The sequence below is a fragment of the Nostoc cf. commune SO-36 genome (genome assembly GCF_023734775.1).
GTDB lineage: Bacteria > Cyanobacteriota > Cyanobacteriia > Cyanobacteriales > Nostocaceae > Nostoc > Nostoc commune_A.
The window spans coordinates 6,421,710-6,434,857 of the sequence record NZ_AP025732.1; the positions used below are offsets into that span (position 1 = coordinate 6,421,710).

The 13,148-nt window shown below is 40.4% G+C and carries 10 protein-coding genes and 3 pseudogenes; 7 read left to right on the top strand and 6 right to left on the bottom strand.

All coding sequences use genetic code 11. The annotated features are described in order from the left end of the window. Positions 1-233 precede the first annotated feature (233 nt). Positions 234-450 (bottom strand): annotated as a pseudogene (locus ANSO36C_RS28985) (IS4 family transposase); the annotation flags it as partial. A 481-nt stretch (positions 451-931) separates the two neighbouring features. Between ANSO36C_RS28985 and ANSO36C_RS28990 the strand changes: the two are divergent. After that, positions 932-2,320: a sensor histidine kinase gene (locus tag ANSO36C_RS28990; protein WP_251957577.1), complete on the top strand. Its 1,389-nt coding sequence runs from the start codon at positions 932-934 to the stop codon at positions 2,318-2,320. 89 nt (positions 2,321-2,409) lie between these two features. On the opposite strand, the pseudogene ANSO36C_RS35335 reads toward ANSO36C_RS28990, so the two are convergent. Continuing rightward, positions 2,410-2,583, bottom strand: a pseudogene (locus ANSO36C_RS35335) (IS701 family transposase); the annotation flags it as partial. Positions 2,584-2,599: 16 nt separating this feature from the next. Here ANSO36C_RS35335 and ANSO36C_RS28995 point away from each other — a divergent pair. Together ANSO36C_RS28995 and ANSO36C_RS29000 are read left to right on the top strand one after the other, a co-directional pair. Next, positions 2,600-2,785: a hypothetical protein gene (locus ANSO36C_RS28995; RefSeq protein ID WP_251957578.1), complete on the top strand. Its 186-nt coding sequence runs from the start codon at positions 2,600-2,602 to the stop codon at positions 2,783-2,785. 147 nt (positions 2,786-2,932) lie between these two features. Beyond that, complete coding sequence (locus ANSO36C_RS29000; RefSeq protein ID WP_251957579.1) at positions 2,933-3,370, top strand: NUDIX hydrolase; 438 nt, start codon at positions 2,933-2,935, stop codon at positions 3,368-3,370. A 39-nt stretch (positions 3,371-3,409) separates the two neighbouring features. On the opposite strand, the pseudogene pip reads toward ANSO36C_RS29000, so the two are convergent. From pip to pabB, 4 genes and pseudogenes are all read right to left on the bottom strand, one after another. Next, a pseudogene (gene pip / locus ANSO36C_RS29005) lies at positions 3,410-4,349 on the bottom strand (prolyl aminopeptidase). 556 nt (positions 4,350-4,905) lie between these two features. Continuing rightward, the gene (locus ANSO36C_RS29010) at positions 4,906-6,684 is read right to left on the bottom strand and encodes an iron uptake porin (RefSeq protein WP_251957580.1); all 1,779 of its coding nucleotides are present in this window, start codon (positions 6,682-6,684) and stop codon (positions 4,906-4,908) included. Positions 6,685-6,788: 104 nt separating this feature from the next. Beyond that, complete coding sequence (locus ANSO36C_RS34020) at positions 6,789-6,914, bottom strand: hypothetical protein (protein WP_267145344.1); 126 nt, start codon at positions 6,912-6,914, stop codon at positions 6,789-6,791. Between the two features lie 467 nt (positions 6,915-7,381). Further along, positions 7,382-9,544: an aminodeoxychorismate synthase component I gene (pabB, locus tag ANSO36C_RS29015; RefSeq protein WP_251957581.1), complete on the bottom strand. Its 2,163-nt coding sequence runs from the start codon at positions 9,542-9,544 to the stop codon at positions 7,382-7,384. 400 nt (positions 9,545-9,944) lie between these two features. Between pabB and ANSO36C_RS29020 the strand changes: the two genes are divergently transcribed. The 4 genes from ANSO36C_RS29020 (at position 9,945) to ANSO36C_RS29035 (ending at position 13,096) form a co-directional block, all read left to right on the top strand. Beyond that, complete coding sequence (locus ANSO36C_RS29020; RefSeq protein ID WP_251957582.1) at positions 9,945-10,103, top strand: hypothetical protein; 159 nt, start codon at positions 9,945-9,947, stop codon at positions 10,101-10,103. A 2-nt stretch (positions 10,104-10,105) separates the two neighbouring features. After that, on the top strand, positions 10,106-11,236 hold the full coding sequence (locus ANSO36C_RS29025; protein WP_251957583.1) for a cation:proton antiporter: 1,131 nt from the start codon (positions 10,106-10,108) through the stop codon (positions 11,234-11,236). 195 nt (positions 11,237-11,431) lie between these two features. Beyond that, positions 11,432-11,872, top strand: coding sequence for a hypothetical protein (locus ANSO36C_RS29030; RefSeq protein WP_251957584.1), 441 nt, complete (start codon positions 11,432-11,434; stop codon positions 11,870-11,872). Between the two features lie 396 nt (positions 11,873-12,268). Beyond that, the gene (locus ANSO36C_RS29035; protein ID WP_251957585.1) at positions 12,269-13,096 is read left to right on the top strand and encodes an AMIN domain-containing protein; all 828 of its coding nucleotides are present in this window, start codon (positions 12,269-12,271) and stop codon (positions 13,094-13,096) included. The last annotated feature ends 52 nt before the right edge of the window (positions 13,097-13,148 follow it).

Below are 13,148 nucleotides of genomic sequence, written 5' to 3' on the forward strand. Positions count from 1 at the left end.
GCACTTATTAATCCCCGCTAACCCATGTCAGTCGCTCCACTTGGGGAGACACCAAGACCGCGCTGTGGGGTATAGTTGAGCCTCGGAAAGTCAAAGTTAAACCTCGGAAGGTCAACGTCGAGCTTTGGAACTCGAAATAGCTAGGCAATGTCTACAAAGGCTACGTCTACGCGCTTTGGCAAAGGAGCTAAATCATTTAATTTCTGATAAATTTCTTGGAAGAGTTTTTGTTAACGGTGAGAATTGGCTTTGGAAAAAGTAGAAATATCTACTTCAAATCCTGTATTATTTAATCTTTTAAATAAATCTCGCATACTGGTTAAACTGTTATCCAGGGCATAGGACAGCCAGCACTCGAAGAACAGACGACTGTTCAATACTGGATAATCGTTTTTTTGGCAGTCTTCTCAGAATATATTTGACAATTTTGGGGAATAAATTTATAATCACAACTTAACTAATATATTTTAATTCTTCGCCCAAAAATACCATATTTTGGGCTATTTTTATTTAATTTTTCTTAACATTCAACATTTCTGAAATTAGAGATAATCAGAGTTTATTTAATGAAAATCTAGCAGCCCACTTTAGATTTAGATAACTCACCTGGTTTAGCAGGTAATGGTCAAAAAGCCATACCCTTTTTGAGTTGTAATGATTTTTTTAAATAAAACCTGAGTTTTACTATATAAAATTAAAATTCTCCAAACAAATAATCAAATTTATTTGGAGATATTTTAGTGCAAGAGAGTTTTAATTTAAGTAGTATTTTAACAACTGCTTGTAGAGATAAAAGGCAAAAATCGGGTAGAAATCGGTTATTAAGAAAAATAATTTTAAACTAAGCTTCTGTTGGAAAAATCTTTACTTTGATGTAAGGTCTTGGATAAAATATGGACTCTGAACCATTAATGATTAATTAGTTTTTTCTATGAAATGGTCACTAGAAAGGAAATGGATTGCCTCTGGCTTTGGCTTGAGCTTATTATTAATGAGTACAGCTAGTCTTATTTCTTACCAAAATGCTACTCAGTTAATTGCAAGTAGCAATCAAGTAAAGGACACACATGAGGTAATGAAAAATGTAATTGACATCTTCGCTACACTAACCGATGCAGAAGCCGGACGCAGAGGTTATATCCTATATAGGGAGCAATCAGAACTCAAACGTTACTATCAAGCAATGCAAAACCTAGATGCCAAAGTTAAAAAATTGCAGCAACAAATTGCTGATGACTCTTATCAACAGCAGCAAATAACAAAACTAAAATTCCTCATTGCTCAAAGAGTTCAATTATCTAAACAGTCAATTAACCTCAAAGAAGCAGGTAAATCAAGCTTTGCTATTCAAGCACCTCTAGTTACTCAAGGCAACCAAAACCGTAATCAAATCCGTGAAACACTTACTCAAATGCAAGCTAGGGAGGAACAGTTACTGCAAATCTCAGTGAGACATTCTCAAGATAATATCCGCAACCGGATGTTGATTGAATTCCTTAGTACTTTCTTGAGCTTTGCCATTTTATTAGGCGTTTATGCTTTGCTTTATCAACAATTAGTTAAGCGTCAGCAAGCAGAAACTATTCAAAAAACTTTAGCTCAAGAAAAAGAACTTAGTGAATTGAAGTTAGGTTTTTTTTCAATGGTATCCCATGAATTTCGTACCCCATTGAGTATTATATTGGGTTCGGCTCAACTATTGGCTCAAAGTAATCAGCAGTGGACGGAAGAGAAGAAACTTAAAAATCTGTATCGCATTCAATCTTCAGCTAGGTCAATGAACCAGTTACTAACCGATATTTTAACTTTGACTAGGGCAGAAGCTGGAAAATTAGAATTTCATCCAGAACTGATGGATTTAGAAGCATTTTGCATTAATTTGATAGAAGACCTCCAATTTTCTAATCAACAACAGCATACTATTAAATTTATCAGTCAAGGGAACTGTACTCATGCCAAATTAGACGAACATATACTGTATTCAATCCTCAGTAACTTACTTTCAAATGCAATGAAATATTCACCTCCAGAGGGAAGTATTTCCCTAACTCTTAGTTGTGAGCCATCCGCAATATTTTTCCAAGTTAAAGATAATGGAATAGGAATTCCTGACGAATTTGAAGAGCATTTATTTGAGCCTTTTCATCGTGCTAATAATGTAGGCAAGATTGTTGGCAGTGGACTAGGACTTGCTGTGGTTAAAAAGTGTTTAGAAATACATCATGGAGAAATTTATGTAGATAGTGAAGTAGGAGGCGGAACAAGTTTTACGATAAAATTTCTCCAACAAGGAACAGTAATAGTCAAGAGTAAATTATAGCGGTTATCGATTGGATGAAAACACCAAAGTCCTTACTGTCAAATCATTTCAGCAAAGTTTTTGTATCTCACTCAACTGCATACCGCTATATGCTTGAACAACACAGTAATAAATGTTGGACTTTCGCCATACAGACTATCCGCTAAAACCAAATCAAAATTAAACCCAATTTTGAGCAATGTTTCAATTATTTCGACTGCCAATTGAGGTTTGGTTTTATAGACTCCTCCTACTTCAAGTCTTTTTCGTGGCTTATATATTAAACAGGTAAAGGTGCTGGTGCAACGGTATGGGGCACCACAAACTATAACCCTACGTGTTTTTAATCAACAAGGCAGTCTATTAGCCACTTCTGACCCAAATTTAGACATTATTGAAGCCCATCAAGGTAGTATTATCGCCAGCAGCACACCAAATCAAGGGGCAACTTTTACTATATACTTGCCGATAATTCGTAATTCGTAATTTGTAATACTCTACGGGTAAGTATAGTTAAAAGTGTTTTTAACCTTTTCATAATCTAAGCTTAACTAAAATTTATCCAGTATCAGCTCTCGACTTTCTGAAGTAAACGTTGTACAAAAAAGCTAGACCTTACTGGATGCAAATTTCATGAGCCAAAAAGTCAGCAAAGTGTTTACCCAGTCTGGGGCAATTCCTTACAGAGTAAACAATGGTAAAATTGAAATCTTGCTGATCACAACCCGTGACTTTCAACACTGGGTCATTCCGAAAGGAGATATTCCTAATGGTATGAGTCCGCCTGATTCAGCAGCAAAAGAGGCGTGGGAAGAAGCGGGGGTGATTGGGCAGGTAGATATGAATAAACTGGGCACTTACAAGTACCGCAAACAAGGCAAAACTTACCATGTCAAGATGTACTTGTTAGCCGTGGATATGCTGAGTGAAGATTATCCAGAAGCAAATAAAAGAAAACGACAATGGGTAGAAGTAAATAAAGCTATCAGGCGGGTTAAGTTTAATTCACTTAAACGAATCCTTAAAAGTTTTTTCCAAGTTAAATCTCACTTTTGTGGATTTGGCTCTTAAGTAAATGAGCAATAATATATAATCCAATATCTTTTAAAATTAAATATTATCTGTTGCCTCAATCAAAGCACTAAGAATTCCTGGTTCACTCATCGAATGTCCGGCATCAGGAACTACTATAAATTCTGCTTCTGTCCAAGCTCGATGTAGTTCCCAAGCTGATATCATTGGGCAAACTACATCATAACGTCCCTGAACAATTACAGAGGGAATATGGCGGATGCGGTCTATATTTAAGAGTAATTGATCTTCTGTTTCAAAAAATCCCTTATTCATAAAGTAATGGCATTCAATACGTGCGAAAGCTGAAGCAAATTCACTCCCGCTAAACTTTTGCATGAGTTCTGCATCGAAAAAAAGTCTACTTGTACTGGCTTCCCAAATTGACCAAGCACGCGCTGCTGTTAATTGAATTTCTAAATCTGGACTGGTCAAGTGTTTATAATATGCTGCGATCAGATCATCACGTTCTGCGATCGCAATCGGTTTGATATACTCTTCCCAAGCATCAGGAAAAATATAGCTAGCACCCTCTTGGTAAAACCATCGCAACTCTTTTTGTCTCAGCATGAAGATGCCACGGAGAATTAATGCCGTGCATCGAGAGGGATGGGTTTGACTGTAGGCTAATGATAAAGTGCTACCCCAGCTTCCACCAAAGACCGCCCACTTTTCTATACCTAAATGTTGGCGCAGTTTTTCGATATCACTAACTAAATCCCAAGTGGTGTTTTCTCGTAATTCAGCATGGGGCGTACTTTGACCACAACCACGCTGGTCAAACATGACTAACCGCCATTTTTCGGGGTGAAAATATTTGCCGATAAAAAGCTGGACATCCACCACCAGGGCCCCCATGCAGCAAAACGATAGGTTTACCTTGTGGATTCCCTGACTCTTCAAAATGAATGGTGTGAAGGTCAGAAACCTTTAAACTACCTTCTAAGTAAGGTTGGATCGCTGGGTAAAGTTCTCGCATTTTGGATATTTTATCAGTAATATTGTCATGGCGATCGCTTGTCAAATCAAATAAACCAGGAGTCAGAATTCTGAATTCTGAATTCTGAATTCTGAATACTTTACGCCACTTGCGGGATAGAATAGAGTTTTGATTACGAAAAATATTTATTTTAGTTTCGCCCACCAGGGGCGAAAGCGCGTAGCGGGACGGTACGGTTTTAACCAATATTCAGACGCGATGTTCGAGGACTCGCTTGCCGCCGGCGCTATCACCCACTCGTACAGAATTCATGGCTTTTTTCTGACTCCTGAGTTCTGAATTCTTCTCATAAACCCGATACCCATGATACAACTGTCTAATGGGCTTCCACCTACACAGTGATCGCCTCAGCTGAGAATCATCACAGTATTGAAAACTTGGGCTACTACTTCCAAAAGATTGTAGAGACGTAGCATTGCTACGTCTCTACAAAGGTTTTGGATAACGTAATATTTAATTTCACTAGCTGTCTAATTATTAGAAAATCAAATTCCCATAGTAGAGGCGCACATCTGTGCGCCTCTATCGCCAACCTTTAGAAGGTGAAAGTTGTTCTCAATGTACCGATAATTGCATCATCGTTATCGCTATTTTGACCAGGAGAAGTCAACCAGATAACACCAGGGGTAATAGAAATGTTATCCGACAAGCGATACTTGTAAAAGCCTTCAAAGTGATAAGGTATATCATTACCAGTACCAGCAAAAACTCCTCCTCGGTTAAAGGAATATGGTTCTGCACCAGCAAAAATACCCAATACATTACCTCTTTTACCGAAGTCAGGTAAGGCTACCCCAAGACCGTAGCTCCAAGCTTCATAATCATCACCAGCACCAACGCCTGAGATATCGTGGTAAGAAACGAAGCCACTAATTGACAGTTTGTCGCTGGGTCTGAAGGCTGCCGACACACCATAAGAATTACTGGAAGATGCGTTTAGAAGTGTGTTGGCTTGACCAGTACCTACGACGCGGTTAGTGCCAGCTAAACCACTACCTGCATCAAATAAATTACCACCTCCAGCACCATGATAACCATGAACGTAGGTAGCAGCGATCGCCAAGCGATCGCCAACACTAAAGTTTAACTGTCCTAAAGCTGCATAGTTACCCTCTAACAAACCTTGACTCGGCCCAGGGTTATTAGCATTTGATGCCAAATATCCGACAGTTAGTGAACTTGATTGCAAAAAGCTGCCGCCTTTACCAAAGGGTAAAGTCAGTGCTGCACCAGCACCACCACCAATCCGATAGATGGGACTTTCAGAAGCAAAGGTAGACAAAGCACCATTACCACCATCAAAATCCTCAAAGTAAGGGTTGTTAGTGGCAACATAATCGCTATGAATACCTCCGGTGGCCGCAAAGTAAGCTTGGACGGGGCCGATGGGTACGTAATACGCTAGCCAGTCTATAATTACACCATTGTTACCAGTGCTGCCGACTTGAAACGTTTGTGTGCCCTCAACAGTATCAATCGCAGCGCCACCAGCCCCTACTTGGGTAAAAGCTTGTGCATTACCGGCTGCAAGACGGGTGTGTAAAACGTCTCTACCAGTGAAACTGGTTTGCAAGTCTAAACGTACCCTATCTTGGAAGACAGTATTGTTAACATCGCCAGTGGTACCACCAAAAATATCGGTAACAGCAAAAACAGCTTCACCTACCAATTTTGTGGTAGTAGAAAACTGATTAGCTTCTAGTTCAGCAGTCCGTGCTTCTACAGCATCTACTCGACCACGCAAAGTTGCCAGTTCTGCCGAGTATTCCTCTTGCAAACGCTGGAGGGTCGCTAAATCCTGTTTTGATACCAAGTCAGCAGTTGCTGTGGCAATCAGTTCATTAACCCGATCTAAACAAGCATTCAAACCTGCGGCAAATTCATAACGAGTCAGCGCCCGGTTGCCGCGATAAGTACCATTTGGATATCCTGCTATACAACCGTAGCGCTCTACTAAGGATTGTAAAGCTTGGAATGCCCAGTCAGTCGGCTGTACATCAGAAAACTGAGAAACTGATGTGACTTGAGACAGTGAATTTTGGCTCTTGCCTTCGCTGCTGTAGCGATTAACTTGTTCTAAAACCTTATTGTCTTCAGTCTTTTGGGCAATCAATTGCTGATTAACTTTTGGTTGCTCTATTGGAATAAATATTGAAGCATTAGAAGCTATTGGTGCTTCTATCTGAGCAGATTTTACCTTTGTATCTTCAAAAGAGCTTGCTACTTCAGCAGCCATAGCCCTAGCAGAAACCAACACCGTCACTCCCAAAACTACTGGACTTAGTACCAGAGTTTTCCACAATAGATAAGACATTATTTTATTTTCCTTTCCTAAAAAAGACCCAAAATCAGTGGGTTGAAGAAAAAGAGAATAAGCTATTATTCTACTTCTTAAAAATCTTATCAGATTGCTGTTATCTAAGCTACATCTACAACAATTTTCCTGGATGAAGAATCGTAAACTTTTAGAGATGGCTTGTTTGCCAAAGGTCGCCTTTCTAGGTTAATTTCACTCAATTTTGTGCCATTTATGAACTTTAGCATCTTGTTTTTAACCCTGATTTGCGGTAAATACTCTTTATCTTTAAATTTATTCCTCAATCAATAAAGTGTATTTATGCATCAGGTTTTCCTTATGTTATGAATTAATGACTATTAATTATCGAACAGAATTCAGGAGTCAGGAGTCAGAATTCAGAATGAATTCTGTACGACTGGCGGATAGCGCAGCGTTAGCGAGTACTCGAGCGTCGCGTCTGAATAATCGGAGTTTTTGCACCCCCACCAAATTGAAAATTTGGTGGTCTTCAATCAGTCGAGGGTCTGAATCCCCGACTGATAGCGTTCGCTTTTAGCGTCTCTAAGAGTTGCGTTAGCGAGTCTTGCCTACGGCACGCTGCGCGAACGAGCGTCTTGATTCTGACTCCTGAATTCTGACTTCTGAATTCTGAATTCTTCTTCAAGAATTATTTTGACCTCCACCCTGCGGAATGCCGATTTCAAGCTCTAATTTAAGCTGTTAATTTTTCATAACCATCAGCAGTTGTTGTTTCTAATCCCAAAATGGGATAGATATCTGGTTCAGATGTTCCGTGCATCGTTATAACCAGAGCGTCGATTAATGCTTTGGCTTTAAGCAGCGTTTCCTGAAACTCCATCTCCGGCTCAGAAAGCGCTATGATGCCGCCACCGATACCAATGGAGGTTTGCTCAGGAGTCAAAACAGCAGTCCGAATCACAATATTCAAATCGGCTGAACCATTCAAGCCCAAAAAGCCGATCGCTCCTGAATACACTCCCCGCGCTTCTTGTTCCAGGCGATCGATAATTTGCATAGTACGAATTTTCGGCGCACCGGTCATCGATCCTCCGGGAAATGAAGCCTGCACGCAATCCACCGCTTGTACATCTGCGCGTAACCGTCCGCGTACCGTTGTCACCAACTGATGTACTGTTGGATATGTTTCCACATCCATTAATTTTGGTACATGAATGCTACCAACTTCACAGACTTGTCCCAAATCATTGCGTAATAGATCCACAATCATCAGATTTTCAGCGCGGTCTTTTTCGCTGTTGCGTAGTTTTTCACGGAGGACGAAATCGGCTTCGGGGGTTTCTCCTCGTGGTAAGGTTCCCTTAATAGGCTTAGTTTCTACCCAACCTTGACGATCAATGCGTAGAAATCTTTCTGGAGATGAGCAGGCGATCGCAATTTTACCAAAACGTAAAAATGCAGAGTAAGGAGCAGGATTGATTTTACGTAATGTGCGATAGAAGGTCAATGGATCGGGTGTCGCATTGGTGTGTAGCTGATTCGTCAGGCAAACTTGATAAGTTTCCCCTTCGTGAATCTCGTCTAAACATTGGTGAATATCTTGAATATAGTTTTGATAAGTGCGACTCAAACGAAACTTGACTGGCTGAGAATTTTCCGGCGGTACATCTGAAGAAAGAGGATCTAGATTTTCGAGTTGTTGTTGGATAGTCTCAAACCAAGTTTCTACCTGTTCCGTTTGTCCTTTTTTGATTAATTGCAGTAAATAAAGACATTGTTCTTGATGATCGATGGCAATCATGCGATCGGCAAGTAAAAAAATTGCATCAGGTAATGGTGAAGAATGCACCAATGACGATCCACATTCTGCCTTGAGTTCATAGCCAAAATAGCCAACAAATCCACAGTTAAAATCAAACGGTAAATCATCAGCTTGGCAACTTCGGAGGTCAATTTCTCGTTTAAGATAGTCGAAAATACTTTCGCGATGATGGGTAACACGATCTGAGTGTGCGATCGTAATTTCTTGCCTTTGGGTATGATAGCGTACCAAAAGGCTGTTTTCTCCGTTTCCGTCGCCCATAAACGAGAAGCGAGATAAATCGGTTTCCACACGGCTACTGTCTAACCAAAAAGCATTTGGTGCTTGCCGAAATAAATGGACAAATATTTGTTCTGTGTTCGGACAAATATCCAGTTTGCGTCTATGAAGTTCAAACCTCTCTTCTTGTTTTTGGCAAGATTTCTTGATAGAAGGAGCAATAAATCCATATCCGCTCCAATGCTGTTTTTCTCGATTTATTGACGATTTTTCTGTAAATTGCAGTGTAATATCTCGAAAGTTTTCTAATAATCTTTGTCCATATTCTGTACAGATAGACTCTGGATGAAACTGCACACCCCAAAAAGGTAGATACCGATGACGCAATCCCATCACTAGTCCTTCTTCAGTCCAAGCAATTTTTTCTAGACACTCAGGGAGCTGATCGGCAACTAACAACGAATGATAGCGCACCACAGAAAACTGATGAGAAATACCCTGAAATAATTCCGAATCATTATGATAAATTTTACTGAGTCTACCGTGTCTAACTTCCGGTGCATGAATCACTCTGCCACCATATAAGTAGCCAAGCCCTTGATGCCCCAGACAAACCCCCAGTAAGGGCACATCAACGTTTTCAATTATTTGTTGGCAGACTCCAAAATCTTTTGATTTTTCTGGACGACCAGGGCCAGGTGAAATCACAATATTATCAAATGCAATTTCTTTCAATTCATCCCAGTTAAACTGATCGTTATGAATTACTAAGGGTAGTTCCCCATTTACCTCGGCAATCATCTGGTAAAGATTAAAGGTATAAGAGTCATAATTATCAATAATTAATGTTTGCATACATACTAAATTAACTACTATATAGAACGTTTTTGCACTTAGAATAGCATCTAGAGAATTTATCTGCTACTTTAATTTTTTTTCTTTCTATCTTTGTTAATAAGTGATCTTGCCATGCACTTTGCCGTTTTTGATTCTACTTTTGCCGTTTGGAGATTTTTTTAGTTAATCTTGTACCTACTGCGTGTGAAGTATCCTACCATAAAGGATTTCCAACAAATAGATTATCTAGTTTTGTGGGGTGGTTGCGCTCTTTGGCTGCGGACAAGCATCTCACAATCTCAGGGTTAGCGCGTCTCAAACCCGATTGACAAGCAGAATGTCGGTTTGAAAGCGGTATAGGTTTGGGATCTGGGCTGGGGAGATTCTTCAATGCAGAGACGCAAATTAAGGAAGTGCAATGTCAAATTTTGATTTGGTTATTCAACTATTTCTACAACTCACAGTTATTTTAGCCACTTGTCGCATCGTCACGATTTTAGGACGCCGCTATCTTGGTCAAACCGATGTTGTTTGTGAAATGATTGCAGGTGTAATGCTAGGAGGCCATCACTTTTAGGATTGATTGCACCAGATTTTCAGCAATGGCTGTTTCCTAAGCTTCCCATTATTACTGCTGTTGGACTCAAGATACCCAATCCATCGATGTCGATTTTATATGCTATTAGCCAGATTGGGTTGGTAATTTATATGTTTTTGATTGGTTTGGAGTTTAACACCAAACTGTTAAAACACCATATTAAAAGTGCAAGTTTGCTATCTGCGGCTGGGATTATTACTCCTTTTATTTTAGGAGCGATCGCATCTTTTTGGTTTTATCATAATGGCGATTTTTTTCAACCAAACGTAATGCCTTGGTCAGCCGCTTTGTATCTAGGTGCATCGATGACAATTACGGCTTTTCCCATGTTAGCTCGCATTCTTTACGAACGCGGTCTTGCACAAACTCGCTTCGGTACTTTGGCTTTAGGTGCAGCATCGGTAGATGATGCCGTTGCTTGGTGTTTGCTGGCAATTGTGCTTGCTAGCGTGAAAAATTCTTTAAGCATTGCCGTCTTAGCAATTGGTGGTGGCATTTGCTATGTGCTATTTGCGATTTTTCTCGGTCAACCTCTACTGAAAGCGTTCACACGCATGACAAAACGGGATGCAGGTGTAAACAGACAAACCCTGACTTTGATGTTGATAATTTTGATGTTTTGTGCATGGTTTACTGATATCACAGGCATCTATGCAATATTCGGTGCTTTTGTGCTGGGAGCAGTGACACCACGGGGGGAATTCGCCCAACAAATTCGCCAATATACCGAGTTTTTGACTACTTCTTTTTTATTACCGATATTTTTTGTCTTCTCTGGATTGAACACTCAAATCGGATTGGTAAACACACCTATTTTGTGGGGAGTTACGCTGTTAATTGTTGCGATTGCCATTCTCGGTAAAGGTGTTGCTTGTATGTTAGCTGCTAAATTGACGGGGGAAAATTGGCGCGAATCGGCAACTATTGGCGCTCTGATGAATGCTCGTGGTTTGATGGAGTTAATCATCCTCAATATTGGTCTAGAACAAGGTATAATTACCCCAACTTTATTCACTATAATGGTTATCATGGCCGTCATTACTACCCTTATGGCATCACCACTGATAGCCTTTTTATTGCATGGTACAATCTATGAAAAATCTTCTACCTAAGCAATTTTAATTATCTAGTAATGGGGTAAAATGTTCTCCTTTGATTCTGGCTATAGCAATCTTAAATAATTTATGAACAAAAAGATCCCCGGCTTCTTTAAGAAATCGAGGATTTGAGGCTCTCATTCTTCAAGATGTAGCTTCTAAAATTATCAAAATTCTTGAAATAATTTACAAGGAACGCGTTTAGGAACGTTGGCGTTAACTTGTGCAGCAGTGGATGATGTCACCGCTTGGTGTTTGTTAGCAGTTCCTCCTTCAGTTAACGGGCGGCTATGTCTCACCCTAGCTGAGAATTTGCCTAACTGTGAAAAATCGGATACCCTGACGTTAAGCATTCAGCAGTTAAGTATTTACTTAAATGCCTCTGTATTATCAGCAACTTACAACGCCGATACTAACGAAAAGCACTCTCTGGCAGGCATCTTCAGAAATCAACAATTAAATTTATCTGGAAAAGTTGGTAAATCAATCCTTTGTAGTATTCCTCGCCCCCAAAATGATCCTCTGAACTCAGTCACAATTCAAATGCAACTTGTAGTTGAAGAAGAATTCAGAAGTCAGAATGGGCTAAACGCCCCGCTACCGCTAACAGGAGTCAGAATAAATCAGTGGGGGATTCAGACCCACCACTGATAGCGTAGCGTTAGCGAGTCATCGAGCGTCTTTAAGACCACCAAATTTTCAATTTGGTGGGGGTTTTAAACCCGTTTATTCAGACGCGACGCTCGAGTACTCGCTCTAAGCGAAGCATCCCGAAGGGTATACGCAGCGCTATCCGCCACTCGTACAGAATTCATTCTGAATTCTGACTCCTGACTCCTGAATTCTGTTCGATAAAGGTAATATGACAGATCAATTAACCGTAAAAGGCATTCCCCAAACTCTGAAATTTACTGCTGTGCCCCAAAAAATTAATTGAATTGGGGGTAGGGAGAGACACAATTAATCGCCTCTGTACTGGGGAATGGAAGCACCAAGTAAACAGCAATGTCAGCGCATTGTACGGGTTTTATGGAGCAAATAAAAAGAATGGATCAGGGATTAAACACTAAGCAATTTTCCCAATGGGGCAAGCAGCTATTTAGTATCAGTATATTAGGCTTTTATGCAGCGATCGCCCTTGAAACTTGCAGCACTGCCGCTACACCATTAGCAAAGCTAGATAATTGGCGTTTTTCCCCCAAGACGCAGCAACTCGAAATTACTCTCTCAGCAGGCACAACCCCCCGTTATTTCTACCTGACGCAACCCTCTCGTCTGGTTGTAGATTTACCGAATACCAAGTTGGGCAAAGTTACCACGCAACAAAATTATTCTGGATCAATCAAAAGTATTCGCGTTTCTCAACTCAACGATCACGAGACACGCATTGTCCTAGATTTAGCACCAGGGGCTGTTTTTAATCCTAAGCAGGTACAACTGCAACCCGTTTCCCGAAAAAACTCCACTCGTTGGGTATTACGTCCCGTTCTTTCTGGTAAAACTACTGCCGTCAAACCAGCAAAGTCCCCACCTGCCGCTAAAAAACAACCTCAAACACCTTATAAGTCACAGCCGCCTAGTAACCTACCCATAACTACTAATCCACAACTTACAGTTCCGCCTATATCAAATAACCTGCCGTCAACAATTACTAATAATCCAGGGCAGCCTTTTGTCACTGTACCTCCCCTAAGTCCGAATACATCCTCTCAACAACCTGCTTTGATTCTTCCCCCTCCTTCTTTCCCAAATCAACCGGGTGATTTGAATAGCATTCCTCCTTTTGGTATGTCGGAATTTCCAATTCCAACAATCCCCAATGTTCCCAATCCCCCAGTGATAGAGTTTGGGCAACCCCTTCCTAAAAATAGATAGGCAGGGAGTGGGGGATGAGGGAGCAGGGGAAGCAGGGGGAGAAATTCGCAAT

Coding starts and splice junctions, on each gene's coding strand:
- ANSO36C_RS28990 (WP_251957577.1), top strand. CDS start 932: ATGAAATGGTCACTAGAAAGGAAATGGATTGCCTCTGGCTTTGGCTTG.
- ANSO36C_RS29000 (WP_251957579.1), top strand. CDS start 2,933: ATGAGCCAAAAAGTCAGCAAAGTGTTTACCCAGTCTGGGGCAATTCCT.
- ANSO36C_RS29010 (WP_251957580.1), bottom strand. CDS start 6,684: ATGTCTTATCTATTGTGGAAAACTCTGGTACTAAGTCCAGTAGTTTTG.
- ANSO36C_RS34020 (WP_267145344.1), bottom strand. CDS start 6,914: ATGCTAAAGTTCATAAATGGCACAAAATTGAGTGAAATTAACCTAGAA.
- pabB (WP_251957581.1), bottom strand. CDS start 9,544: ATGCAAACATTAATTATTGATAATTATGACTCTTATACCTTTAATCTT.
- ANSO36C_RS29020 (WP_251957582.1), top strand. CDS start 9,945: ATGTCAAATTTTGATTTGGTTATTCAACTATTTCTACAACTCACAGTT.
- ANSO36C_RS29035 (WP_251957585.1), top strand. CDS start 12,269: ATGGATCAGGGATTAAACACTAAGCAATTTTCCCAATGGGGCAAGCAG.